The sequence below is a fragment of the Carnobacterium jeotgali MS3 genome (assembly GCF_000745125.1).
Classification (GTDB): Bacteria; Bacillota; Bacilli; order Lactobacillales; family Carnobacteriaceae; genus Carnobacterium_B; species Carnobacterium_B jeotgali.
Genome location: NZ_JQNF01000005.1, coordinates 51,087 through 75,713 on the forward strand (window position 1 = coordinate 51,087; position 24,627 = coordinate 75,713).

A 24,627-nucleotide genomic window follows, 5' to 3' on the forward strand; every position below is an offset into this window, starting at 1 on the left:
TGGATATTTGTCTATATCAGGCGAGCATACCCCAACTTTGGCGAGGGAGGGTATGTTCTTTTTTTATTCAAAATACATTGTTAATTTTCCTAATTCACGAGCTTTTTTTTCATCGCATTCAATAATTAATTGAACGGGCTTATTTGTTCCTCTATCAACTAGATGGATTGTTGCTTTTGATGCATCACGTCTTTTACCACCAATTGCTGCACCAGCTAATACGCCGATTCCACCAGTTAACACACCACCGATTACCGCACCGGCCACAGCTTTTCCGCCAGAACGATATTTTTGTTCGCCCCAATCGAATCCAGTGAATTTATATTGACGAACGTTTGCAGAAACGATACCAGGTTCTAATTCTACTAGCGTAATGTTATCTTTTTTAGATCCTAGCTGTTCTTTGCCACTAACTAGTTTAACGGCCACACGAGTTTTCTTGAAGCTTTCTGGCTTATCTGTAAAGATTGCTTCAATTCCAGACTCTTCTATCAACGATTCAACATCTTTTAGTTGTCCTTTTGTATACATAAATCCGTGTTTATCAATAGCGGCATTTGGCGAATTTTTACCGTCTTTACTAAAGTAAACTGTACCGTTTTTAGATAAAGAAGCAGGAGTTATGTATGCTGTTTGAATTTCGTTAATATTTATTTCGATTTTTTTACCAATTGCTCCTTTTAAAGAAAGAATATCTCCATCTAATTCTACTGTTTTCTTACCAATCGTGCCAAATTTGAAAATAGCCAATTTGATTCCTCCAATGTTTAAGTAATTTTAATCAATAAAAAATTATTAGCCTTTATTGATAATTAAATTATATCCGAAATACTTAATAACACTAGATTTATTTTAATCTGCATTCCCATCCAATACCTAAATTATAGTTTTCTATTACATCCGAATAATTAAAATGACCTTCTGATTCATCTATTAAACTCTTCATCATAAAAGATGTAGCTTCATTTTCCATCTTAAATCTAAATGTTGGTTTATTATATAAAGCTGATAAATCTTTATGGTTTAATGCATGGCCCAATTCATGAAGGATAACTTCTTTTTGTTTTTCTTCATTCAAACTTTGATTAATAAAAATGATTTTCAAAGAGGGATCATAATACCCGTTGTTATCAAGACTTATTAATATCATTTCAACTTCATTTCTTTTAAGTAAATCAAGAACGCTGTCCATATACTTATCCCTCACTTATTACTGAATCTTCCTTCAAGGTATGCACGAATTGCTTCTCTATCATTTTTAGTCATAGGTTTACCATCAAAACTCATCATGCCATCTAATATTTCATCTAAATCAGTAGATGAAATTGTTTTTTCCGGTCTTGGTTTATCGGTAAGCCCTAATAAATAATCTGTTGAAACGTCGAAGAATTTAGCTATTTTTGTTAATGGATCAGTAGTTGGTTTAGCTTTATCCCATTTACTAATTGTTCCATTAGATATATCTAGTTTTCTTTCTAGTTCTGCAATGGTAGATACCTTATTACTTTGACTAACTAAATTTTTTATAATTTCTTTAGAATTCATTATACAATTCTCCTTAAAATAATAGATATAAATCTAATTTAATTGTTGACAAATAGATTTGAATCTATTAAGATAAGGATGTGCTTGAGGGAGCGCTCTTAAATTAATAGATTTTCGCCTATCGTTTATAGGACAAGTCCCGTAAACGATAAGGGCTATTTGCTATACCTAAATAATAGATTACAATCTAATGTTTGTCAATAGTAAATAGACGGAAATCTTAGATAGAAAGGAGGTTGTATTGTGGGGATTTATGACAATGTCAAAAAAATGGCAGATGAAAGAGGTGTTTCTATTTACCGGATTGAGCGAGATACAGGTATTTCTAATGGAGCAGTAGCCAGATGGAATGAAGCTGTTCCATCGAGTACGAATTTAATGAAAGTAGCTAAATACTTTGGAGTTACCGTTGAAAGCTTACTAGAATCAGAAAAAAAGGAGAATGCAAAATGAGCAACTTGCAAATTTTTAATTTTGATAGTCAAAATGTTAGAACTCAAATTATCAATAATGATCCTTGGTTTGTTGCAATCGATGTATGTAATATTTTGGATATTAAAAATCCGAGTGATGCAATCAAAAGATTAGATGACGATGAACGGTCTAGATTGAATCTAGGTCGTCAAGGAGAAGCTAATATTGTGAATGAGTTTGGTTTATACAGTTTAGTCTTATCAAGCCGTAAACCAGAAGCAAAATCTTTTAAACGGTGGATAACACATGAAGTGATTCCTTCTATTAGAGAAACTGGCAGTTACCAAACACCAATGAGTCAAGAAGATATCATGATTGCTACTTTAGAAAATCAAAAAGAAATCAAACGCAGATTGGCGGATGTTTCTGATGATGTAGAAAGTCTAAAAAATGAAGTGGATTTAAGTAGACTTCAAAAATCTAAACTATCTAAGCTAGTTAGAGCAAATTCAATGGCTGCTGTAGGAGGTAAAAAATCCGCTGCTTATTCAGAACTATACAGAGTAGCTATTTCAGAACATTGGAGAGAAATTAAAAACTATTTTGAAGTCTCAAGCTACGAAGAAATTCCAAAGCTAAAATTTGAGGAAGCTATGGAAATAGCAGGAATGTGGAAACCATCTTTAGAGTTAGCTATGAATATCAAACGTTTAAACACTCCAATCAAAACGGAGGTTTAGGTTATGAGTAAGTCAAAAGATGATTGCAGAATTATAAATGTAGATATGAAAGGGAATATCATCAAGGACCTGTCAAAAGTTAAAGTTCCTGAACAAATCCGTAGAAATATTTTTAACATACTAAATAGCAAATGAAAATGGAGGTCAATAATAATGAAGAAAAATAAATTAATGGGTCATTTCAAAAAAGTAATTAGCAATATGGATTCAAGGCCAGTACTCCAATGTGTTAACTACAATGAAAACGGTGCTATTTATGCCACTGACAGCCATGTAGCAATTAAAATTTCAGATTTCCATAACAATGAAGGTAGCTTTAATTTCAATTTACTGACTATGGAAATAAATGATCTCACTTATCCAGACGTAGGAAGAAATTTTGAAATGACTGATATCAAAGCAGAAATAAATGTTGATATTGATTTGCTGACGAAAGCATTGAAACCCTTCCTTATTAGTACGCTTTATACAAATTGTGTTGATTTAACTATTAAAGAAAATATTTTAGAAATTAAATCAAAAACATTAGGTGGGTTTAAAATCGAAGTTCCGCTACATGATTGTGAAGGAGAAATTGAACTTTCTTGTCAACCACAGTACTTGATAAATGGTTTGCAATTCATTAAAGATGCTAAAGCAAGTAAGAAAGACATGAACAACGGACTAGCTTTGATTCAATTCAATAACCCTGTTAGACCATTCAAATTAAATCTAGATGATGAATTTGAATATTTAGTTACGCCAGTCAGAACATCTTGAGGAGGGATAGCATGAGTATAACGACAATTAAAAAGTTAATCATTTCATCTACAGTCGTTCAAAGTTTTAAAAATAAAACATTTCGAGTATTCGATGAAGATGGTTTTACAAAAGAAGCTTCAATACTTGCTGCATTCGTAATCATATTGATTGCTGGAATAGCAGGCGGAATAGAAATGGGGTAATCGGATGACGTGGAGCGCAGTTGGAGAAAACAGCAAAATGATTTACTTTACTGCTGATAATCCGGAATTAGTTCATCAAATGTTAATTGAAAAATATCCATCTTTTAAAGTGAATAAACTTGAACGCTATGAGAGCAGACAATCGCAAGTTGCTCAAGTATTACCAGAACCAATCAGAATAAAAAAAGACCAACAAGGACAGCCATCCTAGTTGATCGGTTAGAAAATATCATTTACAAAAGTATAGCACAAAATAGGAGGAACGCATAATGACTGAAGAAATAAGTTTTAACGAAAAATTACTTGAAATACAAGCAAAACTAAAAGCACCTAAAGGTCAATTTAATAAGTTCGGTAAATACAATTATCGTTCTCAAGAAGACATATTGGAAGCAGTTAAACCTTTAAATAAAGAATATGGGTTGTTCTTAAGATTATCTGATGAACCTGTTTTAGTGGGAGATTGGCATTATATCCAAGCAAAAGCGATTTTAGAGGATGCTAAGAGTGGCGAATATGTCGAAGTAGATTCTTATGCTAGAGAACCTCTAAATAAAAAAGGTATGGATGAAAGCCAAATAACGGGCACTGCATCATCTTATGCACGTAAATACGCTCTTAACGGTTTGTATTTGATTGATGACACAAAGGATGCAGATACAAATGAACATCACGATAATCAACAAAATATGAATAATCAGAATAATAGTCAGCCAAATCCACAACAACAGAATTTTGATGACCGTTCTGCACCTCAAGAACCGCAGCAAACATCTTATAAACCAGAACCAAATATCAATGATGCAATTTTGACTTATGTAAAACAATTAAAAGATTTAGGTATAAACGTTCAACAACTTTACGTTGAAATAGCTCAAAAAGAGGGCGCTAACGACATTAAAGAAGTAGACCGTGCAAGAACATTGGGACATATGAAAGCATACCTTATGAGTGTTGAAAGCCAGCAACAACCGCAACAAAACTATGAACAAGGCAGCATGATGCAGGGAAGAACAACACAGCCAGTGAATTGGGGGAATAAATAATGAGTAATGAATTGGAAACTATCAGAGAAAGTAGTTTAGGAACGATGTACGAACCGGCTACTTTAGAAGTAAATCGTTATGGAGAAATGAAAGAAATCGTACAAAGTTTTGCAGATAAATACACTAATTTAGCTTTCACGCGTGATGATAAAAAAGGTGCTGAAGAAGTACGCAGCAAGTTGTTAGAGATCCGTGAAAAATTTGAATCAGAACGTAAAACCATTAAGAAAGCATATAACGAACCGCTGAATGAGTACGAAGCTAAAATCAAAGAATTAAATGATTTAATTGATGTTCCTTTAAATCAAATTAGAGACGGTCTAAAAGAGATAGAAAATGCTGAACGTGCTGAAAGAAGCGAAGCATTGGATAAAGTCCTCGAAGAAAAATACGAAGGCTTAGACATCGAAATAACAGCAATGAGCACATGGACTAATGCTGGAATGTGGACCAGTAAATTAAATCCAACCAAAAAATTAAATGAAGAAATTGATAAAACAATCCAAGATGCAGTAAAAGAAAAAGAATACAAAGAAGCGCAAATTAAAATTCTTATTGAATTCTGTAAAGCGCAAGAAATTGAAGCAGCTGGATGGGTTAGCCAATTAGAACATCGTAACGCGGTAGAAGTTATTGATCTAATCAATTTAGAGAAAGAACGTAAAAATAAGCTAGCTGCTGAACAGGATCAGAAACGAATTGAGCATGAAGCCTTTCTTACAAAACAGCAAAATGAGCTATCTCTTATGGAACAAGCAGAAGTGTCAGAAACACCGTTTGATGAACCATTAAACAACATGCAAAACGAACAAGTATTAATCAACGTTATTCGAGTGAAGGGTACACAAAATCAATTAAATGACTTGAATGAGTTCCTAATAAATAGTGGCATTGAAGTTGAATTTGTAGCGGATGAAACAAACACTATCCCTTACGCAATTGATGATTTGCCATATTAAGGCGTGATGAAATGGAATATGAAGGAAAACTGCTAAGAGTACAAGGTGATGAGATAACTTTCAAATTAGATCGTGAGTTTGACGTCGCTGAAGCACAACGTTTAACTACTAAAGGAGTTCCAAGAGCAGTTATTTATCCAATTGATGAACGTGCAATGACAAAGGCTCAGAACGGTATGATCCACGGATTATTCACTGACTTTTCAAATCACACAGGGTGGCCACCTGATTTCGCGAAAGAATTATTTAAAACGATGTTTGCTGGTCACAAAAATATTGAATCTTTTAGCATGGAACACTATGGCATCAGCCAAGTTTTTGCAGGTGAGTTTATCGAATATATTTTAGATTTTTATTTTAAAGAATCGATACCGTTTAAATACGAAAAATTCCATTTGGGTAGTGATATTACAAGGATTCTATTTCTTTATCTTAAACATCGTGCTTGCTTTGTATGTGGTGAGCATCATGCAGATGTGGCCCACTACGAAGCGGTAGGAGCTGGAAGGAACAGAAAGAAGATTGATCACTCACAACATCGGTTTATGGCATTGTGTCGTAAACATCATAATGAGCAGCATACGATTGGCATTGAAACATTTATGAAAAAACATATATTAGTGCCTATTAAATTAACGCCAGAACAAATAAAAGAATTCAAGATAGGAGTGTAATCGTTGGCTGATAATAAGAAGTATTACTATATAAAACTGAAAGAAAACTTCTTTGAAACAGAAGAAATGATTGTTCTTGAAAGTATGCCTGATGGGTATAAATATTCAAACATTCTATTGAAAATGTATTTAAAAAGTTTGAAGCATGATGGGAAAGTAATGTTAAATGAACGCATTCCATACAACTCAGATATGTTAGCAAGTGTAACCAGGCATAGTGTTGGTGACGTTGAAAAAGCGATCAAAATGTTTAGGGAATTAGGATTGATTGAAACATTTGACAATGGAACGATATTTATTTCTGATATTCAGCAGTTTATAGGCCGTTCAAGTACAGAAGCTGAAAGAAAAAAAGAGTACAGGGAACGAATTAAAACAGAATCGTTATTAATAAGTGGACAAATGTCCGGACAAACGTCGGACGTTAGTACACCAGAGATAGAGTTAGAGAAAGAGATAGAGTTAGAGATAGATATAGAGAAAGATAATACATCGAAACAAGATTCGATGGACACTCTCTTTTCTGAAATTTGGAAACTTTATCCTAAAAAAACAATGCGCAAAGAGGCATTAGCAGCATTTAAGAAATCAGTTAAAAAAGGAACGTCTATTGATGCCATTAAAAAAGGTGTAGAAACTTACGTCAATCATCTTGAAGCAAATAAATCTTGGTTAAAACCAATGGATGGCGGTAGATGGTTCCAAAAAGAACGGTGGAACGATGAATACGATACTCCTAAGAAGGAGATAAACCCTTATGAAGAAGAACTTGGATTCTAGAACTGCTGACTTACTAAAAGATGTTGAACAGAAGAAACGGGATGAACATGCGAGAAAAGAAATGATGGATGTCAAACCGCTTGAATTTCCTTTGTTAGATGAATTGGTAGAAACAGGCTTGATTTGCGAAAAGCATGGATGTCAATTGGTCACGTTTAAAGGTTTAAAGCCCTTTTGTAAGCAATGTGCAAAAGAACAGATAGAAGCGGATAACGAAAAATTAGCACAAGATGCGGCAGCTAAATACCACAAGCGGACCACTTACGACTGGTTAAGAAAACAATCCATCTTTAGTGATGAATCAATAAAGTATGCAACATTTGCTTCTTACATTGAGGATGAAAAAGAAACGATTGAGAATAAGAAGCTTGCTAGGCATATAGCTGGTGAATACCTAAAAGGAGCAAGTTATAACACTGTATTCTACGGATCGGTTGGAACAGGTAAAAGTCATTTATCGATGGCTATGCTGCAAGCAGTAAATGAACACAGCGATTCATTTAAAAGATGCTTATTCGTATCAACAGACGAATTGATGCGCCGTATTAAAGATAGCTTTAGCAATAAGCAATCTCCTTATACAGAACAAGCAATGGTTGAAAGATTGATTAAAGCTGACTTGTTGGTATTAGATGACCTGGGAGCAGAAACGGGAGCAGCTAGCACTGAAAATGGAGCAACGGATTATACAGTACGCACATTGAATGCAATCGTGAATGGTCGCATGAACAAACCAACGATATTTACGACTAATTTATCTAGTACGCAGCTTACTAAAATGTATGATAAGCGATTAATGAGTCGAATGTTCAGAGGTAGCAAAGGCCATGTCATCATATTTGAAAATACAAGGGATAAACGGACGGATATTGATTACGGGTTCTAGGAGGATACAAATGAAATTGATGTCAAACGGCAAACACGTTGAGAATATCGCGATTGAATACAACGCTGGCACATCAGTTAGCGTACTAGTCAAGTTGACGAGTGAAGTAGAAAACGCGTATGAATTTGAACAAGAAGAACTAGATAAAATCATAAGTCTAACAAGATTTAAAGTACTGGAGGATTAGACAATGAGCAAATGCAACCATCCAGAATGTATTGATGGAGTGATGCATGAATCATTAGGGTTCGGCATTACATCTATCTACAAATGTCCTTATTGTGCAACTGATAAGAAAAAAAGCAATTGGAGCAAGTCAGAAACAGCGGTTAAATTAAAATCATTTATTGATAAAAGGGGAGAATAACATGAACAGTGTAAATTTAATCGGTCGGTTAACAAAGGATCCTGAGATGTCTTATTCGCAAGCTGGTATGGCTATTACTACAGCAACCATTGCAGTTAACAGAGCATTCAAAAGTCAAGATGGTGTAGAAGCTGATTTCATCCGTATTAAAGCATTCAAAAAAACTGCGGAATTGATTGCTAACATCAAAAAAGGTGAACGATTAGGAGTAAGCGGATCGTGGCAAACAGGTAGCTATGATAATACAAAAGGCGAACGAGTATATACGAATGACTGTATCGTAAACCAATTAACGTTTATTGAAACTAAAGGTTCTGGAAATAGCAATGGTGGGCAGTACCAACATAATAACAATCAAAATCAAAATCAAGGTTACCAAAATCAACAGAATAATAATCAAAGTCAAGGCGGATACCAACAACAAAGGTATGGTGGGCAACCAATTAATATCCAAGATGATGACCTTCCATTCTAAAAAAAGGAGTGATTGCTTATGTTGATAGAAAGAGGACCGCTGCCTAGAAGAGGAGTTCTGTTAAGCGATTGGTTTAATCAGCAACAAACTGTTGATGATAAGTTGATGGAATTAGAACAAATCAAACGTGAGTTGGATCGTGATTACAGCTTAGAGAATGCTGCAAGATTTCATGAACTATTTGATGAGTTGCAGCAAGATGTTTTGGATCTGACTTACAAATCAAATTATCGATTTGAATTAAGAGTGGAGGCAGAAGGATGAAGAAAGAAACCGTATCGATGATACTAGGCTACTTATTATTTGTAGCCTTAGTCCTATCATTCGCTTATATGCTGATTGAAAACACACGTCTAACAGTTGTTAACCACCGTCTTGAATCAGAGGTGGATGATGTGAAAAATGAGCTTGTAGATAGCCAAAATCAAGCATGGGGATACAAGTGGCAGTTGCATCAGATTAATAGAGATAATGGATGGAGTGGGGATGAATGAAAACTATACTAGATGCATGCTGCGGTAGCAAAATGTTCTGGTTTGATAATAACAACCAAAATGTTTTGTTTATGGATAATCGTAGTCATTTCGAGCAATTAGAAAGTGGGCATGTAATAAATGTTAATCCAGATGTAGTAGCTGATTTCAGAAATATGCCTTTTGAAGATGATTCGTTCCACTTAGTTGTATTCGATCCACCACATTTATTAAGAGCTGGTCCCAAATCGTGGCTTATTAAGAAGTACGGAAAATTAAATCCAGAAACTTGGCAAGAAGATATTGGTAAAGGATTTAAAGAATGTATGAGAGTTTTAAAATCAAATGGCACATTGATATTTAAATGGAATGAGGACCAAATCAGTTTGAAAGATATTCTGGCCACTACTGAATTTAAGCCTTTGTTTGGAAATAAAAGAAGTAAAACACATTGGTTAGTATTTATGAAAAATGAATCGGAGGGTTAGTTAACAATCATGATAAAAATACTTGAACTATTTGGAGGGATTGGTGCTCCCAGAAAAGCTCTCACTAATTTAGGAGTGAAGCATAAATCCATTGACTACGTTGAATGGAACGAAAAAGCAGTTAGAACCTATAACGCTATGTTCGATAATCGTTATAAACCCGAGTCTGTAGTCGGATGGGATTTGAAACCCGATATTCTTGTTCATGGTTCTCCATGCCAAGACTTCAGCATAGCCGGTAAACAATATGGCGGTAACGTAGAAGATGGAACTCGATCAAGTTTGATGTTTGAAACAATTAAAATTATAGATAACTTAGGAACTTTAAAGCCCAGAGTTGTCATCTGGGAAAATGTGAAAAATACTTTATCTAAGAAAATGAGAGAGGCTTTTAACCACTATCTAACTGATATGGAAAGTCTTGGCTATACAAACTCTTTCAAAGTATTAGATGCTAGGGATTTTGGCATACCGCAATCGAGAGAAAGACTGTTTACAGTATCGCTATTAGATGGTGAGTGGTTTAATTTTGAATTATTGGAAAAGAAAACAATGCGTGATGTTAAAGATTTTTTAGAAAAAGATGTTGATGACAAATACACAATCACACAACCTAGTATGATCAGTAAATTGCCGGGTAAATCAGTACCAGGCACTTATGGCGGAAGAATGCTCACAGAAATAAAAAGCCACTCATTAACTATTACTACTAAGCAAATGAGATGCCCGAACAGCGGAGTGATAAGAGTTAATGATGACGAATTTAGATATTTAACAGAAAGAGAATGTTGGCGGTTGATGGGATTTGATGATACAGATTTTGAAAGAGCATTAAAGGAACATCCTAGCCAAAAAAACAAACTTAACGGAACTCTTTATCATCAATCAGGAAATAGCATAGTGGTAGATGTACTAGAAGCTATATTTAAATCTATCATTGAATATCATTTGAACATCAAGGGGGAACGGTAATTGAAATATACAGACAAAGAACTAGAAACATTTTTATTCAACTTTAAATACTTAAAAATTGAAACGTCTGAAGAAGGAGTGATGACTCCTTTTAAGTTACAAGATACAAACACTGGTGGAGGAAGTAGCGGATTCGTATCTAATCCTACCGAATCAGTAGTGATCCATTTAGTGGATGATGAAGCATTAGCAAATAAAATATGTTTGTCAATTGAGAAAACCTATGCCAGCATGACATTAGATAAAAGAAGAGTTATGGAAGTCTATTATTTCTATAGGGAATACGGAGCAAAAGAAATTGAAATTGCAGAAGAATTAAAAACGAGTCGTAGCAACTTATGGCGTTGGAGTAAAGAAATACTTAAAGCATTTAGACAAGAGTTAGATAAATCAATGGAAAAGTAAAAATTCGCAACACTTTGCAACGTATTGCAACACATTGAAACTAGTTAAATGATAAAATGGTAATGTGGAATACTGAACGAAACATCTCCTTTAAGAAAACTCTTACATTAATTTGTGGGAGTTTTTGGTATAATTAATGTTATTGAAAAAGGAGGTGAAAAATAGATGAATCACGATTTAGGTATGATGGTGGAGTTGAAATACAGAAACTTAGTTGGAGCACACGGAAGAAGCGAGTTCTTTAAGTTAGACGCAGACTTCCTTAATGATCCTGTAGAAGTTTTTAATGTAGGTATGGCAATTCTTTATATTTTACAGTATAAAGAACCCTCTAAAGCTCTTGAGATATCCCAGTTTTTAGATGGAAAAAGTGGTGATATGAACAGCACTGAAGTTAACGATCCAAATGCAAGACAATTGATAGAATCATTTGTAGAAGAATTAGAACAGTTATTCTAATTTGAGAGACCTCTTAACGTGATAACAAAGGAAGTGAAATAATGACATTATCAATACATGAAAGACAAGTATTAATAAATCAACATAAAATATTGGAAAAACTATCAGATGACAAGGATGATAAAAAATATCATCAAACAATGCAAGAGGTTTATCATAGCGGGTTTGAATATGAGTATTTTGAATATGGGCCATCTGAAGATGTATTGTCTAAAGATGATTGCAAATTTGTTTATGAAGTAATTAATATGTACGATGACTTGTACTATGGGTGGAACAGTAACGAGGATATTAAAAACAGTATAGAAGAGTATAAAGTAATGTTTTCAGGGTTTGATTTGAATGATTCTCGCGAACATAAATTCTTTTCTTATGCTAAATTCTTAATTGAAGATTTAGGTAGATTTCATGAAACTAACGATTTACTTAAAAAAGGTAGGATTCGAGAAATCAACAGCCATGGTGCAGGACCAGGCGAAGATGGATATAAATTGATGCTTCAAAAATTCAAGGTTCACAATGATGTAAGAATGAAAAGACCAGACTTTAAATTTACTGGTGAAGAGATCCAAGATATTGTGAATCCATACGAATAACATAAAGACCTCAATTGAGGTCTTTTTTTTACATAAAACTAAATAGAGGTGGTGGTGGACATGTCATGAATTGGGAAGCAATACGAATAGAGTTTGAAGAAACAGATATAACGATGAAGGCACTTGCTGAGAAGCATGACATTAAGCCAGCCACTTTAAGAAGTAGAAAGAATCGTGAGAAGTGGGAGAAACGCAACGCATCAAAAAAGGTTGCAACAAAACGCGCAACGCAACATAAGAATGTTGCAACGAAAAAAGCGATTGATGCATTAGATGACAGTAAAGAATTAAATGAGCAACAAAAGTTATTTTGCTTATACTTTACTCAAAACCATAACGCTACTAAAAGTTATCAAATGGCCTATGACGTGGAATATAGAACAGCACATGCTAATAGCTATAGACTGATGGCAAAAGATGGCGTTAGGGCTGAAATCAAACGTATCAAAGCAGCGCGCAATACCGACTGGCTTATTGATGATGCTGATATTATAAATGAATGGATGAAGCAGGCTTTTTCTGATATAACCGATTACGTTGAATTCAAGAAGGTGTTTGTTGATTACGTTTCAGATGACGAAGGAATGCCACAACTTGATGATCATGGCGAGATGATGCCGATATATCGAAACGAGTTACATTTTAAGAACTCTAAAGAGATAGACGGAACATTAGTCCAAGAAGTTAAGAAGGGTAAAGACGGAGTATCTGTTAAGTTATATGACAAGCAACGAGCATTAATTGAATTGAATAAATTAATAGGTGGCGAAAGCACACTTAAATTGAAATTGATGCAAGTACAAATTGATAAGTTGCAGAAAGATATAAAAGTTGATACCTCTACAGAAGATAAGTTGAAAGACTACTTCACTAAGTTGGGAGCTGAAATAGATGGCTCTTAATAGTTTGTATACAAAGAAACAAACGCAAATATTCAAACGTACCCGTCAAGAAGATTGGTTCATGCTTATTAATCATGGAGCCGTTCGTGCCGGAAAAACACAATTAGATAACGACTTATTTCTAAATGAATTGATCCGCGTTAAAGAATTAGCTTCAAAAGAAGGCGTAGACGAGCCGATGTACATCTTAGGTGGTGTTTCATCCGGAACGATTCAAACGAACGTGCTGCAAGAAATAACGAACAAATACGACATTGAATTTAAGTTTGATAAACATAATAACTTTAAGTTATTTGGCGTAAAAGTCATACAAACATTTACAGGTACAATTGCTGGTTTAAAAAGCATTCGTGGTATGACAGCTTATGGCGCATACATCAATGAGGCTTCACTTGCTAACAAAGAAGTATTCGATGAAATAATCAAACGTTGTTCCGGAGCAGGAGCAAGAATAATTGCTGATACCAACCCAGACCATCCAGAGCACTGGCTAAAGAAAAATTATATTGATAATCCTTCTAAAAACATTTTAAGCTTTCACTTTACTATAAAAGACAATACGTTTTTAAGTGAACGTTACATCAACAATATTATTGAAACTACTCCATCCGGTATGTTTACGGAAAGGGGTATTTTTGGTTTATGGACTATTGGTGAAGGGGCCATCTATTCAGACTTTGACGAAAAGATACATGTCATTGATGAAGATAAGGTGCCCTGGAAGACAATCACTAAATACTATGCTGGTGTCGACTGGGGTTATGAACACTGGGGCTCCATAGTAGTAATTGGTGAAACAGATGATGGTATCAAGTATTTGATTCGTGAATATGCGGCCCAACATAAAGATATTGATTATTGGGTTAGCATAGCAAAAGAAGTAGTTAGAGAGTTTGGCGGCAAGATTCCTTTCTATTGCGATTCAGCAAGACCAGAACACGTTGTTCGATTTGTTGATGAAGGGTTCTATGCTTATAACGCAAATAAAGCCGTAATAAGCGGTATTGAGATGGTAGCTAAAGGTTACAAGCAAAACAAATTTTTCGTTGTTAGGCAAAAGGTAGAACGGTTCTTAGATGAAGTTTACCAATATGTTTGGAACCCTAAAACAGGAGAACCCGTTAAACAAAACGATGACGTGCAAGATTCCGTTAGATATGCAATCTATAGCAACGCAATGGATAGTGGCGGTTGGCTGTACTAAGAGAGGTGATAAAGTGGATGATAAGTATTTATTAAGCGAGAACCCGCAAGTCGTAGCAACGTCTTTAAATAAAGCAGTGAATGAAGATAGAACATCAAAAACTAAAGAAAAGGCACGAATAGGACAGCGTTATTATAACTACGAACATGATATCTTATTTAATCGAATTTTTTTCATAGATGATAATGATGTGTTGCGAGAAGATACCAATGCATCTAATGTAAAAATACCGCATGCATTCTTTACTGAGCAAGTTGATCAGAAAGTACAGTATTTATTATCGAATCCAATTGAGTTAGAAGTAGAAGATGAAACGTTTAAAACTCATTTGGAAGAATATTACGATGATGACATGCAGCTATTCTTACAAGAAGCTTTAGAAGGTGCATCAATTAAAGGTCATGAATATGCGTATGCCAGAACAAATAATCAAGATAGATTATGCTTTCAGGTATCAGATAGCATACAGACGTTTGATATATTTGATGACAATAGAGACCGTAAAGCAATTGTTCGTTACTATGATAAAGACATCACCAGGAACGGCAAAAACGTTACGGTAACACATGCTGAGGTATGGAATGACAAAGAGGTAACCTTTTATATTAAAGACGAAAACAAGCGGTTTTCTTTGGATGTCAATCGAGAATTAAATCCTAGACCACATGTCATTGCACAAACAGATGATGGGCAGATGTTAGAACGATCATATGGAACTTTGCCATTCTATCGATTAAGCAATAACAAGAAAGAGCTAACGGACTTAGAACCAATTAAGCCATTGATTGATGATTACGACTTGATGGCGTGTTTCTTATCCAATAACCTACAAGACTTTGCTGAAGCTATATATGTCGTTAAAGGATTCCGCGGTGATGATTTAAGCAAGTTGCGACAGAACGTTAAGGCTAAAAAAGTAGTAGGTACTGGTGAAAACGGTGGCTTAGACATAAAAACAGTGGATATACCTATTGCAGCACGTCAAGCTAAACTAGATATTGATAAGGATGCCATTTACAAGTTTGGGATGGGATTTGATTCTACTCAAATAGGCGATGGAAACATCACTAACGTAGTCATCAAGTCACGCTATGCATTGCTTGATATGAAAGCTAACAAAGCAGAAGTTAGACTAAGAGCTATGTTGTCATGGATGAACGAAATGATTGTCAGTGACATCAATAGACGGTTTAGCAAATCTTTTAAAGCTAGTGATATCAAAGTAAACATCACAAGAGAAACGATGGTCAATGAAAACGACATAGTAGAACGCGCTAAGAACGAGGCAGATGCTAAGAAGGTTATCGTTGAATCAATTCTTTTAGTTGCTCCAAGGTTAGATGATGAGAGCGTTCTTAAACTGATTTGTGAGCAATTTGAATTGGATTGGGAAGAGGTCCAATTGATGATTGAAGAACAGGAATTCACTATGGGATTACAAGAAGAAACGGATCCTGTTGAAGTAGGTGTTGTCAATGGAGCAGTTGGACAAGTGGAATAAGGAACTTAGTTTATTAAACACTAAATCCTATAAAGCGATGGATAAAGAGTTGTTCACTTTTTATAAAGATGCTCTAAAAGAATTGAAGAATGAGATTAAACAAACCATTGATAACTATGATAAGTTAACCTTTTCCAAGCGGTTAGAAGTAGACAATCAAATAAAGATAGCGAATAAAATTGATGAAATCCTTTGGGAAATGAACGACAAAACAAACCCTGCTATTCATCAATACATTTCTGGTGAAGCCAATACTGGTTATTATGGTGTCTGGTATGCCTTGGAAGAAGCAGAGAACCTTCAATTAAATTTTCCATTGTTAAATGAAAGCTATATCGAAAGATTAGTTGAAAAGAAAATAGCCGGAAAATCGTTCTCTAAGCGGTTGTATGAGAAGCGTGATGATCTAGCTGAAAAGGTTACTACAGCTTTGTTAAATGGAGCAGTTAAAGGTAAGGGATATGCTGTTGTTGCTAAAGAAATCGGAGAACTAACAGAAGCCAGTTACAAACAATCTTTAAGGATAGCAAGAACAGAAGGTGGAAGGGTTCAATCAGCTGCTAAGCAAAAATCATATCAAGAAGCTGTAAATAAAGGTGTGAAGATGGAAAAGATGTGGATGGCTACACTGGATAAGAAAACCAGGCATTCACATCAAGAATTAGATGGTCAAACAGTAGCAGTTGATAAAAAATTTAAGTTTAATGGATATACAGCAGATGCACCGAGATTATTCGGTCGTGCTTCACTTGATATTAACTGTAGATGTACAACAATTGCTGTTGTTAACGGCCTAACACCTAATTTGCGTAAAGACAACGTAACTAAAAAAGTAGTTGAATATAATAAATATAGTGATTGGTACGTTAGTAAAAAGGTTCAAAATGAAATAGGTAAACAGAAATATACCGAATATGTTGGAGAATTAAGCAAGAAACACAGCACAAAAGACTTTGGAAAACTGTTAGACAAGATGTCTGATAGAGAATACGAGAAGTTAGGCGTGTTAGATATTTCAGATAATGAAATAGAGTGGATTCCTAAAAGGAAAAGAGGATGATTGATATGGCAATGACACCATTTGAAAAAGCTGTTATTAGTGAGTTGCAAGGCATCAAGAAAGAATTACATGAGTTGAACAAAAAGAAACCGGAACAAGGTCAAGTTGATGGCGTTGAAATAGACAACAATGCTTTATCTAATGCGATTCAAAATAGTATTGGGAATAACTTTTCAAATGGCATTTCTAACAGATTAAGATAGGAGCGTTAATATGAAACGTTGGAAATTATGGTCAATCAAATGGCTAAATCGATTGTTGTTAAAAATATATAAAACTATGTAGAAAGTCATTAGCAAACGCTAGTGGCTTTTTATCTTGGAACGATAAGTGGTTTGGACTTATCACGAATGAGTGCTGTTGGTGGGTTCTGCTCATTCACATTTCGCTATTGCATGGCGTTATATGCAAACCACACATGATGCAACCATGTAAACAGCGTAGTGGCGAAGGGAGAAAGCATGACATTCAAAGAGTATTTAATTTCAGTTGGATTAACAGAAGAACAAGCAAATAAAACGGTGGATGGTATGCCGGCAAACAAATTGTACATCGCATCCGAAGAAAATCTTGATTCACGTTATACCAAACTGAAAGAACAGAAAGAACAGCTAGAAAGTGATTTAAACAGCGCAAACGAACTTGTAACAGGCTTGCAGAAGTCAAACAAAGACGTTGAAGGTTTGCAAACGCAGATTAGTGACTATCAATCAAAAGTTGAAACGCTTGAAACAGAACGTGCAGCTGAACGCAAAACATATTCGTTGAAGGAAGCATTGACTAAAGAAGGTGTGTCAGACGTTGATTACATGCTTTATAAGCTGGGTGAAGTCGAAACGGATAAAGACGGCAACATCATTGATTTAGATAACAAAGTGAAATCATTGAAAGAAACTAATCCAACATTCTTTGCTGCAAAAGAAAACAACGATCCAAATGTTCCTGGATATAAAGTTATTGATAACAAATTAAACATTGGTAAAGCAGGTACATTGTCAAAAGATGACATCATGAATATTAAAGATGTTAAAGAGCGACAAGAGAAAATCAAAGAGAATATTAATTTATTCCAATAATAAAGGGGATTTTAAAATGAAAAAGAATTTATTAGGCATGAACTTACAGTTTTTCGCAGCACAGAACTTTCCAGAGACTAATTTACAAACTCAAACATCACTAGGTAACTTTGTTGAGAAATCAGTTGATTACTCATACCGATTTGCAGATGATTTAACTGGATTTTTAGATGCGTTAGGAATTACGCGTCAATTTTCAGTACAAGAAGGGTTCAAAATTAAGCAGTATGGTAAGCCAGAAGTAGATTTAAAAGATGGTAACGTTCCAGAAGGCGATATCATTCCGCTTTCTAAAGTCACTCCAAAAGAAGTGTCTGAAAAAGAAATTATCTTAAAAAAATATCGCAAAGCGACATCTGCCGAAGCTATCCAACGTTTTGGTTTAGATCAAGCGGTGAACATCACAGATGAAGCGTTAGTCAAAGAGATTCAAAAAGGTGTTCGAGATAGTTTGTTTGGGACAATTCAAGCCGGACAAGCTACTCCTAACCTAAACGACACAAACGGACTACAAGGTGCATTAGCTACAGCATGGGGTGCGTTAAACACTGTATTTGAGGATGATGCTGTTCGTGTGGTTGCATTTGCCAACCCGATGGATGTTGCTCAAGCGTTAGCTGATAAAGAGATCACGTTAGAAACTCAATTTGGTTTGAATTACTACACATCCGCAACTGGAACAGTCGTATTTTCGACAACACAAGTTGCTATTGGTTCAATTTATGCTACCGCACCAGAAAATCTACAATTAGCATTTATTCCAGCGAATGGTGAAGCTGGGCGTGCATTTGGCTTAACGGCTGATTCTACTGGATTCATGGGAATGAAACATTTCTTGCATGATGAATCAGCTACACAACAAACATTGATTATGTCTGGAATTCTTATTTTCCCAGAACGTGTTGATGGTGTTGTTAAAGTTCCGTTGATTAACCTAGAGGGATAATAATAGGAGGATAAATTCATGGCAAAAGTAAAGTTTTCGCATGACTTAAAAGACTTGGAAAAAGACAGATTTATTCAAGCGGATAAAGAAGTTGAAGTTACAGAAGTACGAGCAAAAGAAATCATTGATAACATCGAACGTGACTTTGGTGTGAAAGTAACGTATGAAGTGTTAGAAGCTGATAAAAAAGACCAATCAGATGATGATAAAGTCGATTTAACAGGACTAGAAGCAAAAGAATTAAAAGAGATTGCTGATAAGCGAGGCGTTGAGTACAGCAAGAACGCAACCGCTGAACAAATGCTTGAATTACTAGGGGAGTAGTCACTACTCTCCTTTTTTTATGAGGGGTGAGCAAATGATTATTTCATTAATAGATGCACAGAAGATTAATCCAGATGTTGATCAAGACGATTTAGATGCATTTGAACAAAGCATTAGAGGGTTAACGAATAATAACTTTCAAAATAAACGTGTACGGTTTGAAGATATAACGATCACAGCACCGAATATCATCAATGTATTTGGAGAATTTGAAGGGTTAAGAATCGGCGACACCATAGAAGTGAATTACACAGCTTATAACGATGGTTTGTATGTAGTTGAGGAATTAACTGCTGATTCAATCATAGTTGAAGGTGAACCGTTTATTTCATCAAATAGTACTAAAGCAATGGCGACTTTAGTTAGTTATCCTGCAGACATTAAAAAAGGCGTTAAAAAACTAATTAAATACGATTTAGATATGGTTGGAAAGACTGGCATTAAATCTAGGACTGTAGCAAGGATGTCTGAAACTTATTACGATGTGAACGCAAACGACAATACAGAAGGTTATCCATCATCATTGCTTTCGTTCTTAAATAAGTACGAAAAAATGGGGTGGGGTTAATGAATAGCTTTGATATCGAACAAAAGACACCGGTCGATGATGGGATAGGCGGAACATTTGAAGAATGGGCTGTTTTCAAACCAGTTAAGGGTTATATCGACTTAGTTACTGGTACAGACTTAAACACGCTTCAAAACGCCACCATTGAGCAATCGACACATATCTTAATTATCCCGATATTTACAAAAGGCATAACAGATGACATGAGAATAGTTGATTCAAACGGAAGAATATACGGTATAACGTATTCTGATGATCCGGTTGGAATTGGCCACCACAATGAAGTCTATTGTAAATACGAGGGTGATGTAAGTGCCTAAAGATGGATTTATATTTGAAGACAATTCAGATATTGTTAAAAAAGCTATGGATGCGGCATCTGAGAGAGCAATGGAAGCAGCAACGCTTTATATTGAAGGTCAAGCTAAGTCACTTGCAGCAGTTTCTAGTGGTGAAATGAGAGATAAAATCAATCATAAAGTTAGCAAAAGGGATGGCAACTTTATCGGAACAGTTGGATCACCATTCATGTACGCTTTCTATGTTGAATTTGGTACAGGTGAATTTGCTGAGAATGGAGCTGGTAGAAAAGGCGGATGGAGTTATCAAGATTCATCTGGTGAATGGTTCTTCACCTGGGGTCAGGAACCACAGCCTTTCTTACGTCCAGCATTCAGAAGGAACAGGAAACAAATAGAATCCATTATCGGTGGCCAGTATAAAGCATCGTTTAAGGGGAAATAGCAGATGATTGAATTTCTAAAAGAACTAACGGCACAATTTAAAATGGTAACATCTGAAAGTTTTCACGAAAAGAATCGTAAAACAACAGTAGTTTATCCATACTTGACTTTTGATTTTGATACAGAAGCAATAGAACGTAGCGTAGATGGTTTTTACATTGATGTTGACGTATTCGATAGCAATTCGTCTTACATTAATGTATTTACGCTAGAAGATGCCTTAAAGGATCATTTTAAAGACAAAATGAAATTGACCGATGATCTATTCATTCGGTTTAATTTTTTGCGATCAAACAAGGTTTCAACAGGTGATGACAAGATAAAAAGAAGAAGTTTGCAATTTTATTGCAAAACTGATTGGAGGAATAAATAATGGGTTTGAAAAAAACAGGCTATTCAGAAACGACAGCTAAGAACTACGTAATCAACGCAGCTACTGTTTATACGGATATTAAACATACTGCAGCAGATGGATTTAGTGGAACTTTGCACGGTGCTACTTCTGGTGGGGTTACATTGTCTATTGAACAAGCCTACCGTGATGTTGAAGTGGATGGCACTACTCACATGAAAGTTAAAGGAAATAAAGTGTTAGAATCAGCAACGGCTACCGTTACCGCAAATGTCAAAGAAATAACAGCTGAAACGATTCGCCGATCATTAAATGGGGCAATTGTAGAAGCGGCTACAGAGGATGCGCCTGCAGGTTATAAAGTAATTACAACTAAGCGTTATTTAGACGATGGTGACTATATAAATAACATTGCAGTAATAGGTACGTTGTCTGGCACAAATGAACCAGTTATCGCAATTTTAGACAACGCATTATGCACAAGCGGCTTAGAACTAGCTACAGAAGACAATGGCGAAGCGGTCATTGAACAAGTCTACGAAGCGCATGCATCGGTCGATCAATTAAATGCTGATAAATTCCCTTGGAGAATTTTATTTCCAACAGTGCCGGCTGTAACAACACCAGCCGAATAGTAGGAGGATAACAACATATGACATTAGAAATGAGAGAGCTGAAGGGTGATGATTTATTCACTCTTCTTTCAATTGTAGGAAAGTTAGACATTAAAGATGATTTCATCAAAATGTTTGAAGGAAATGCAGAAGCTTCAACAGTCGTACCAATGGATAAAAAGAAAAAGGAACCAACTAAAGCAGAAAAGGCTAAGAAAGAAGCAGAAGCGGAAAAACGTGGAATGGAAGCGATGGCCGGTTTACTGCAAAAAGTCATGATGAATGCCAGCAAATTAAAACCAGATATTAATTCATTGCTTGCAGATTTAACTGGGAAGGGCATTGGAGAAATACAAAAATTAAATTTGAAAGAATATACCAGTTTAATTATTGGCTTCTTTAAGAAACCGGAATTGGGCGATTTTTTCTCATCTATCGCATCGTTACTTCAATAGACGATGGCGATTTTAAATTAAAAGATACCTTATTTAAAAGATACAGCAATCCGTTAATCCTTATGAGTACATACACTCTAGAAGGTTTGGCGGATTTTATTTTGCAATTGTTTGATAAAGAAAGTGAAGACGATCTTTGGGAAGCATGGCTCCATAAGGATCACGAAAATACATTTAAAGATTATAAAAAGAAATACTTTAAAAAAATACGCAATACAAAAAAACAATCTTTATCAAAAGAAGAAGAACAAAAAAACATCGCAAATGCAATGAAATATATAAAGCCGATTAATAAAGGCGGTGAAAATTAGTGGGAGAAATCTTCAAATTATTTGGAACCATCGGGTTAAATAATAAAGAAGCAAATGAAGGAATTGATGAAACAACAGGTAAAGCCAAAAGCGCTGGTAGTAAGATTGCTGGATTCTTTAAAAAAGCAGCTATAGCTATCGGAACTGCCTTTGCTGCAACTAAGGTATTAGGATTTGGAAAGATGGCAGTCGAAGCGGCTGCGACAGCAAAAGCAATCCAATCTCAATTTGACCAAGTATTCGGTAATTTAGGAACAGAGGCACAGAAAAAGGTAGAAGAACTAGGTAAGTCTTTCGGGATGTTACCTAACCGACTTAAACAACCTTTTGCTGCAACTGTATCTATGTTTAAAGGTTTAGGAATGACCACCGAAGAAGCTATGAAACAAGCTGAAACATCAGTAACAGCGGCGGCAGATGCAGCAGCTTTCTATGATGTATCCTATGAATCAGCAAATGCTTCATTAACATCTTTCTTAAAAGGTAACTATGAAGCCGGCGAATCAATAGGTATTTTTGCGAATGATACACAAATGGCTCAATATGCTATATCACAAGGTCTTGTAGGCTCAACAGCAGAATGGCAAAAACTAGACGAAGCAACGAAACAAGCAACACGTTTAGAATACGCCAAAAACATGCAAGAACAAGCAGGAGCAACTGGACAAGCAGCGCTTGAATCAGAAGGATACGAGAACCAAATGGGTAACTTAAGACAAGCATGGCAAGATTTCTTAGCTGTTGTTGGTGGTCCAATTTTGGAGCCTGTTGTTGCTGGATTGATGGCAGTTTCTGATTGGTTAAGTACTGCAGGCGAAAAAGTAATTGAACTTCAAGCCTGGTTTGGAGAATTAAAAGCAGAAGTCCAAGATTCTACAGCTTGGAATACATTAAAAGAGGTTATGCAGCCAGTTATTGATGCGTTTCAATCAATGAAAGACTCGATGAGCAACAGTACGTTTCTAACTGACATAAAAAACTCATTAACGGAAATGAAAGATTCAATGTTGGAAATAGATTTTGTTAAACTTTCCGCGGATCTCCAAGCGTTTATTGATAAATGGTTGCCCTTGATTGCTGGTATTGGAGCAGCTACTGCAGCGTTTGGTTTATATTCACTAGCTTTAGGCATTAAGTCAGGAATAGAAACAATTGCAATTATTAGCATGTATGCAATGAGTGCAGCAGGTGGTGTTTTAGCAGGAGTTATGGCATTTCTAACAAGTCCAATTACTTTGGTTATATTAGCAATTGGTGCACTTGTGGCTGCAGGAGTTTATTTATGGCAAAACTGGGATACCGTTAAAGCGAAAGCTATTGAACTGAAAGACAAACTTGTTTCAGACTTTATTGAATTGAAAGACCTTGTAACAGGGGCTTTAGAAACTTTGAAAACAGCTGCATTAGAAGATTTTAACGAATTGATGAATTTAGGTGGACAAGCAGTTAGTACATTAAAAACTGCTGCAAGTGAAGATTTTAATGAGCTTGCAAATATTGGTTCGTCTGCTTTTGAAAAACTCAAAACTGCGGCTATTGATGATTCAAATGAATTGAAAAATGGAGCGTCAACTATTTATAAAACGTTGAAAAATGCAGCGATAAGTGATTTCACTGAACTTAAAACTGGTTCTGTAAATAAATTTAATGAATTAAAGACAGGTGCTATCAATAAATTTAATGAAATGAAAACTTCGGTAGTAAATAAAGCAAATGAATTAAAAAACGGAGTAGTAAATAAATTCAATGAATTAAAGAATGGCGCAACTGAGAAAATAAGATCAACAGTTAGCACGATTGGTTCTAAATTTTCAGAAGTGTACGACAAAATTATGAGCCCTATAAACAGAGCAAAAAACGCAGTGAAAACAGCAATTGATACAATGAAGGGATTCTTCAATTTCAAATGGGATCTACCTTCTATCAAAATGCCTAAGTTTAGTGTAAGTGGTTCTAAAAATCCAGTAGATTGGATAACGCAAGGAGTGCCTAAGCTTTCAGTGAGTTGGCATAAAGCCGGTGGTATTTTCGATAAAGCAACGTTATTCAATACAGCTAACGGTATGCATGGAGTTGGAGAAGCTGGACCCGAAGCTATTTTACCGTTGAACCGAGAAACTTTAGGTGGTATCGGCGAAGGTATCAGTTCAACAATGAGTTGGGGTAATGAAGCGATTATTGAATTGCTTGAACATATTCAAGATTCGCTTCGTGAATTATTGAATAGAAATGAAACGGTAGTCATCCAAGTAGACGGACGCACCATTGCTGTAGCTACTCGTGATTATATAGATTCTGAGCTAGGTGATAAATCAAAAAATAACAATTTTGGTAAAGGAAGGAAGTGA

39 protein-coding genes are annotated in these 24,627 nt (G+C 35.4%); 36 read left to right on the plus strand and 3 right to left on the minus strand.

Annotated elements, in window-relative coordinates; all coding sequences use genetic code 11:
* Positions 1-63: 63 nt before the first annotated feature.
* The 3 genes from BP18_RS12280 to BP18_RS02715 form a co-directional block, all read right to left on the minus strand.
* Positions 64-750 carry a hypothetical protein gene (locus BP18_RS12280; protein WP_051669190.1) on the minus strand — a complete coding sequence of 229 codons (687 nt, stop codon included), beginning with the start codon at positions 748-750 and terminating at the stop codon, positions 64-66.
* A gap of 97 nt (positions 751-847) precedes the next feature.
* On the minus strand, positions 848-1,192 hold the full coding sequence (locus tag BP18_RS02710) for an ImmA/IrrE family metallo-endopeptidase (RefSeq protein ID WP_029276242.1): 345 nt from the start codon (positions 1,190-1,192) through the stop codon (positions 848-850).
* Positions 1,193-1,203: 11 nt separating this feature from the next.
* Positions 1,204-1,545 (minus strand): helix-turn-helix domain-containing protein, encoded by a 342-nt coding sequence (locus BP18_RS02715; protein WP_029276244.1) that lies wholly within the window; start codon positions 1,543-1,545, stop codon positions 1,204-1,206.
* Between the two features lie 243 nt (positions 1,546-1,788).
* Between BP18_RS02715 and BP18_RS02720 the strand changes: the two genes are divergently transcribed.
* The 36 genes from BP18_RS02720 (at position 1,789) to BP18_RS12295 (ending at position 24,627) form a co-directional block, all read left to right on the plus strand.
* Complete coding sequence (locus tag BP18_RS02720) at positions 1,789-1,998, plus strand: helix-turn-helix domain-containing protein (protein WP_231549425.1); 210 nt, start codon at positions 1,789-1,791, stop codon at positions 1,996-1,998.
* Positions 1,995-2,699 (plus strand): ORF6C domain-containing protein, encoded by a 705-nt coding sequence (locus tag BP18_RS02725; protein WP_051669191.1) that lies wholly within the window; start codon positions 1,995-1,997, stop codon positions 2,697-2,699. Before BP18_RS02720 ends, BP18_RS02725 begins: the two co-directional genes overlap by 4 nt.
* 153 nt (positions 2,700-2,852) lie before the next feature.
* Entirely contained in the window at positions 2,853-3,458 is a 606-nt protein-coding gene (locus BP18_RS02730; protein ID WP_029276250.1) for a hypothetical protein, read from the plus strand.
* Positions 3,459-3,469: 11 nt separating this feature from the next.
* On the plus strand, positions 3,470-3,643 hold the full coding sequence (locus BP18_RS12525; protein ID WP_155860381.1) for a hypothetical protein: 174 nt from the start codon (positions 3,470-3,472) through the stop codon (positions 3,641-3,643).
* 4 nt (positions 3,644-3,647) lie between these two features.
* On the plus strand, positions 3,648-3,854 hold the full coding sequence (locus BP18_RS02735; RefSeq protein ID WP_029276252.1) for a hypothetical protein: 207 nt from the start codon (positions 3,648-3,650) through the stop codon (positions 3,852-3,854).
* A 58-nt stretch (positions 3,855-3,912) separates the two neighbouring features.
* Positions 3,913-4,689, plus strand: coding sequence for an ERF family protein (locus tag BP18_RS12285; RefSeq protein WP_051669192.1), 777 nt, complete (start codon positions 3,913-3,915; stop codon positions 4,687-4,689).
* The gene (locus tag BP18_RS02745) at positions 4,689-5,648 is read left to right on the plus strand and encodes a DUF1351 domain-containing protein (protein WP_029276256.1); all 960 of its coding nucleotides are present in this window, start codon (positions 4,689-4,691) and stop codon (positions 5,646-5,648) included. Before BP18_RS12285 ends, BP18_RS02745 begins: the two co-directional genes overlap by 1 nt.
* Before the next feature lie 11 nt (positions 5,649-5,659).
* Complete coding sequence (locus BP18_RS02750; RefSeq protein ID WP_029276258.1) at positions 5,660-6,322, plus strand: putative HNHc nuclease; 663 nt, start codon at positions 5,660-5,662, stop codon at positions 6,320-6,322.
* Positions 6,323-6,325: 3 nt separating this feature from the next.
* Positions 6,326-7,102: a phage replisome organizer N-terminal domain-containing protein gene (locus BP18_RS12290; RefSeq protein WP_051669193.1), complete on the plus strand. Its 777-nt coding sequence runs from the start codon at positions 6,326-6,328 to the stop codon at positions 7,100-7,102.
* Positions 7,080-7,988: a DnaA ATPase domain-containing protein gene (locus BP18_RS02760; RefSeq protein WP_051669194.1), complete on the plus strand. Its 909-nt coding sequence runs from the start codon at positions 7,080-7,082 to the stop codon at positions 7,986-7,988. Before BP18_RS12290 ends, BP18_RS02760 begins: the two co-directional genes overlap by 23 nt.
* 10 nt (positions 7,989-7,998) lie before the next feature.
* Positions 7,999-8,175, plus strand: a complete 177-nt coding sequence (locus BP18_RS12530) for a hypothetical protein (RefSeq protein ID WP_155860382.1) — start codon at positions 7,999-8,001, stop codon at positions 8,173-8,175.
* Between the two features lie 3 nt (positions 8,176-8,178).
* Entirely contained in the window at positions 8,179-8,355 is a 177-nt protein-coding gene (locus BP18_RS12535; RefSeq protein WP_155860383.1) for a hypothetical protein, read from the plus strand.
* Between the two features lies 1 nt (position 8,356).
* The gene (locus tag BP18_RS02765) at positions 8,357-8,830 is read left to right on the plus strand and encodes a single-stranded DNA-binding protein (RefSeq protein WP_029276264.1); all 474 of its coding nucleotides are present in this window, start codon (positions 8,357-8,359) and stop codon (positions 8,828-8,830) included.
* Positions 8,831-8,848: 18 nt separating this feature from the next.
* Positions 8,849-9,094 carry a hypothetical protein gene (locus BP18_RS02770; RefSeq protein ID WP_029276266.1) on the plus strand — a complete coding sequence of 82 codons (246 nt, stop codon included), beginning with the start codon at positions 8,849-8,851 and terminating at the stop codon, positions 9,092-9,094.
* Positions 9,091-9,324 (plus strand): hypothetical protein, encoded by a 234-nt coding sequence (locus BP18_RS02775; RefSeq protein ID WP_029276268.1) that lies wholly within the window; start codon positions 9,091-9,093, stop codon positions 9,322-9,324. The genes BP18_RS02770 and BP18_RS02775 overlap by 4 nt, the downstream gene beginning before the upstream one ends.
* Positions 9,321-9,791 carry a class I SAM-dependent methyltransferase gene (locus BP18_RS02780; protein WP_029276270.1) on the plus strand — a complete coding sequence of 157 codons (471 nt, stop codon included), beginning with the start codon at positions 9,321-9,323 and terminating at the stop codon, positions 9,789-9,791. Before BP18_RS02775 ends, BP18_RS02780 begins: the two co-directional genes overlap by 4 nt.
* 9 nt (positions 9,792-9,800) lie before the next feature.
* Positions 9,801-10,763, plus strand: coding sequence for a DNA cytosine methyltransferase (locus BP18_RS02785; protein ID WP_029276272.1), 963 nt, complete (start codon positions 9,801-9,803; stop codon positions 10,761-10,763).
* Complete coding sequence (locus BP18_RS02790) at positions 10,764-11,168, plus strand: hypothetical protein (protein WP_029276274.1); 405 nt, start codon at positions 10,764-10,766, stop codon at positions 11,166-11,168.
* Between the two features lie 165 nt (positions 11,169-11,333).
* A complete protein-coding gene (locus tag BP18_RS02795; protein WP_029276276.1) occupies positions 11,334-11,627 on the plus strand; it encodes a hypothetical protein in 294 nt (97 codons plus the stop codon).
* Between the two features lie 41 nt (positions 11,628-11,668).
* A complete protein-coding gene (locus BP18_RS02800) occupies positions 11,669-12,223 on the plus strand; it encodes a YfbU family protein (RefSeq protein WP_029276278.1) in 555 nt (184 codons plus the stop codon).
* 65 nt (positions 12,224-12,288) lie between these two features.
* Entirely contained in the window at positions 12,289-13,125 is an 837-nt protein-coding gene (locus BP18_RS02805) for a terminase small subunit (protein WP_051669195.1), read from the plus strand.
* Positions 13,115-14,329: a PBSX family phage terminase large subunit gene (locus tag BP18_RS02810; protein ID WP_029276282.1), complete on the plus strand. Its 1,215-nt coding sequence runs from the start codon at positions 13,115-13,117 to the stop codon at positions 14,327-14,329. Before BP18_RS02805 ends, BP18_RS02810 begins: the two co-directional genes overlap by 11 nt.
* A gap of 13 nt (positions 14,330-14,342) precedes the next feature.
* Complete coding sequence (locus tag BP18_RS02815) at positions 14,343-15,830, plus strand: phage portal protein (protein WP_051669196.1); 1,488 nt, start codon at positions 14,343-14,345, stop codon at positions 15,828-15,830.
* Positions 15,805-16,890, plus strand: a complete 1,086-nt coding sequence (locus tag BP18_RS02820) for a phage head morphogenesis protein (protein WP_051669197.1) — start codon at positions 15,805-15,807, stop codon at positions 16,888-16,890. The genes BP18_RS02815 and BP18_RS02820 overlap by 26 nt, the downstream gene beginning before the upstream one ends.
* Before the next feature lie 5 nt (positions 16,891-16,895).
* Positions 16,896-17,093 (plus strand): hypothetical protein, encoded by a 198-nt coding sequence (locus BP18_RS02825; protein ID WP_155860384.1) that lies wholly within the window; start codon positions 16,896-16,898, stop codon positions 17,091-17,093.
* Between the two features lie 258 nt (positions 17,094-17,351).
* Positions 17,352-17,966, plus strand: coding sequence for a phage scaffolding protein (locus tag BP18_RS02830; protein ID WP_029276288.1), 615 nt, complete (start codon positions 17,352-17,354; stop codon positions 17,964-17,966).
* A gap of 16 nt (positions 17,967-17,982) precedes the next feature.
* A complete protein-coding gene (locus BP18_RS02835) occupies positions 17,983-18,912 on the plus strand; it encodes a hypothetical protein (protein ID WP_051669198.1) in 930 nt (309 codons plus the stop codon).
* Between the two features lie 18 nt (positions 18,913-18,930).
* Positions 18,931-19,236 carry a hypothetical protein gene (locus BP18_RS02840; protein ID WP_029276292.1) on the plus strand — a complete coding sequence of 102 codons (306 nt, stop codon included), beginning with the start codon at positions 18,931-18,933 and terminating at the stop codon, positions 19,234-19,236.
* Between the two features lie 34 nt (positions 19,237-19,270).
* On the plus strand, positions 19,271-19,804 hold the full coding sequence (locus BP18_RS02845) for a hypothetical protein (RefSeq protein ID WP_029276294.1): 534 nt from the start codon (positions 19,271-19,273) through the stop codon (positions 19,802-19,804).
* Positions 19,804-20,124, plus strand: coding sequence for a phage head closure protein (locus BP18_RS02850; RefSeq protein ID WP_035050312.1), 321 nt, complete (start codon positions 19,804-19,806; stop codon positions 20,122-20,124). The genes BP18_RS02845 and BP18_RS02850 overlap by 1 nt, the downstream gene beginning before the upstream one ends.
* The gene (locus BP18_RS02855; protein WP_029276298.1) at positions 20,117-20,548 is read left to right on the plus strand and encodes an HK97-gp10 family putative phage morphogenesis protein; all 432 of its coding nucleotides are present in this window, start codon (positions 20,117-20,119) and stop codon (positions 20,546-20,548) included. The genes BP18_RS02850 and BP18_RS02855 overlap by 8 nt, the downstream gene beginning before the upstream one ends.
* A gap of 3 nt (positions 20,549-20,551) precedes the next feature.
* Complete coding sequence (locus BP18_RS02860) at positions 20,552-20,920, plus strand: hypothetical protein (protein ID WP_029276300.1); 369 nt, start codon at positions 20,552-20,554, stop codon at positions 20,918-20,920.
* Positions 20,920-21,534, plus strand: a complete 615-nt coding sequence (locus BP18_RS02865) for a hypothetical protein (RefSeq protein ID WP_029276302.1) — start codon at positions 20,920-20,922, stop codon at positions 21,532-21,534. Before BP18_RS02860 ends, BP18_RS02865 begins: the two co-directional genes overlap by 1 nt.
* Before the next feature lie 17 nt (positions 21,535-21,551).
* Positions 21,552-21,968 (plus strand): hypothetical protein, encoded by a 417-nt coding sequence (locus BP18_RS02870; RefSeq protein WP_029276304.1) that lies wholly within the window; start codon positions 21,552-21,554, stop codon positions 21,966-21,968.
* A 101-nt stretch (positions 21,969-22,069) separates the two neighbouring features.
* The gene (locus BP18_RS02875; RefSeq protein WP_051926198.1) at positions 22,070-22,279 is read left to right on the plus strand and encodes a hypothetical protein; all 210 of its coding nucleotides are present in this window, start codon (positions 22,070-22,072) and stop codon (positions 22,277-22,279) included.
* Positions 22,279-24,627, plus strand: coding sequence for a phage tail tape measure protein (locus tag BP18_RS12295; RefSeq protein WP_051669200.1), 2,349 nt, complete (start codon positions 22,279-22,281; stop codon positions 24,625-24,627). Before BP18_RS02875 ends, BP18_RS12295 begins: the two co-directional genes overlap by 1 nt.

Coding starts and splice junctions, on each gene's coding strand:
- BP18_RS02775 (WP_029276268.1), top strand. CDS start 9,091: ATGAAGAAAGAAACCGTATCGATGATACTAGGCTACTTATTATTTGTA.
- BP18_RS02765 (WP_029276264.1), top strand. CDS start 8,357: ATGAACAGTGTAAATTTAATCGGTCGGTTAACAAAGGATCCTGAGATG.
- BP18_RS02745 (WP_029276256.1), top strand. CDS start 4,689: ATGAGTAATGAATTGGAAACTATCAGAGAAAGTAGTTTAGGAACGATG.
- BP18_RS02735 (WP_029276252.1), top strand. CDS start 3,648: ATGACGTGGAGCGCAGTTGGAGAAAACAGCAAAATGATTTACTTTACT.
- BP18_RS02820 (WP_051669197.1), top strand. CDS start 15,805: ATGGAGCAGTTGGACAAGTGGAATAAGGAACTTAGTTTATTAAACACT.
- BP18_RS02780 (WP_029276270.1), top strand. CDS start 9,321: ATGAAAACTATACTAGATGCATGCTGCGGTAGCAAAATGTTCTGGTTT.
- BP18_RS02830 (WP_029276288.1), top strand. CDS start 17,352: ATGACATTCAAAGAGTATTTAATTTCAGTTGGATTAACAGAAGAACAA.
- BP18_RS02850 (WP_035050312.1), top strand. CDS start 19,804: ATGAATAGCTTTGATATCGAACAAAAGACACCGGTCGATGATGGGATA.
- BP18_RS02860 (WP_029276300.1), top strand. CDS start 20,552: ATGATTGAATTTCTAAAAGAACTAACGGCACAATTTAAAATGGTAACA.
- BP18_RS02770 (WP_029276266.1), top strand. CDS start 8,849: ATGTTGATAGAAAGAGGACCGCTGCCTAGAAGAGGAGTTCTGTTAAGC.
- BP18_RS02760 (WP_051669194.1), top strand. CDS start 7,080: ATGAAGAAGAACTTGGATTCTAGAACTGCTGACTTACTAAAAGATGTT.
- BP18_RS02845 (WP_029276294.1), top strand. CDS start 19,271: ATGATTATTTCATTAATAGATGCACAGAAGATTAATCCAGATGTTGAT.
- BP18_RS02795 (WP_029276276.1), top strand. CDS start 11,334: ATGAATCACGATTTAGGTATGATGGTGGAGTTGAAATACAGAAACTTA.
- BP18_RS12530 (WP_155860382.1), top strand. CDS start 7,999: ATGAAATTGATGTCAAACGGCAAACACGTTGAGAATATCGCGATTGAA.
- BP18_RS02725 (WP_051669191.1), top strand. CDS start 1,995: ATGAGCAACTTGCAAATTTTTAATTTTGATAGTCAAAATGTTAGAACT.
- BP18_RS02870 (WP_029276304.1), top strand. CDS start 21,552: ATGACATTAGAAATGAGAGAGCTGAAGGGTGATGATTTATTCACTCTT.
- BP18_RS02805 (WP_051669195.1), top strand. CDS start 12,289: ATGAATTGGGAAGCAATACGAATAGAGTTTGAAGAAACAGATATAACG.
- BP18_RS02865 (WP_029276302.1), top strand. CDS start 20,920: ATGGGTTTGAAAAAAACAGGCTATTCAGAAACGACAGCTAAGAACTAC.
- BP18_RS02750 (WP_029276258.1), top strand. CDS start 5,660: ATGGAATATGAAGGAAAACTGCTAAGAGTACAAGGTGATGAGATAACT.
- BP18_RS02825 (WP_155860384.1), top strand. CDS start 16,896: ATGGCAATGACACCATTTGAAAAAGCTGTTATTAGTGAGTTGCAAGGC.
- BP18_RS02835 (WP_051669198.1), top strand. CDS start 17,983: ATGAAAAAGAATTTATTAGGCATGAACTTACAGTTTTTCGCAGCACAG.
- BP18_RS02810 (WP_029276282.1), top strand. CDS start 13,115: ATGGCTCTTAATAGTTTGTATACAAAGAAACAAACGCAAATATTCAAA.
- BP18_RS12525 (WP_155860381.1), top strand. CDS start 3,470: ATGAGTATAACGACAATTAAAAAGTTAATCATTTCATCTACAGTCGTT.
- BP18_RS02715 (WP_029276244.1), bottom strand. CDS start 1,545: ATGAATTCTAAAGAAATTATAAAAAATTTAGTTAGTCAAAGTAATAAG.
- BP18_RS02710 (WP_029276242.1), bottom strand. CDS start 1,192: ATGGACAGCGTTCTTGATTTACTTAAAAGAAATGAAGTTGAAATGATA.
- BP18_RS02840 (WP_029276292.1), top strand. CDS start 18,931: ATGGCAAAAGTAAAGTTTTCGCATGACTTAAAAGACTTGGAAAAAGAC.
- BP18_RS02730 (WP_029276250.1), top strand. CDS start 2,853: ATGAAGAAAAATAAATTAATGGGTCATTTCAAAAAAGTAATTAGCAAT.
- BP18_RS12285 (WP_051669192.1), top strand. CDS start 3,913: ATGACTGAAGAAATAAGTTTTAACGAAAAATTACTTGAAATACAAGCA.
- BP18_RS12535 (WP_155860383.1), top strand. CDS start 8,179: ATGAGCAAATGCAACCATCCAGAATGTATTGATGGAGTGATGCATGAA.
- BP18_RS02785 (WP_029276272.1), top strand. CDS start 9,801: ATGATAAAAATACTTGAACTATTTGGAGGGATTGGTGCTCCCAGAAAA.
- BP18_RS02800 (WP_029276278.1), top strand. CDS start 11,669: ATGACATTATCAATACATGAAAGACAAGTATTAATAAATCAACATAAA.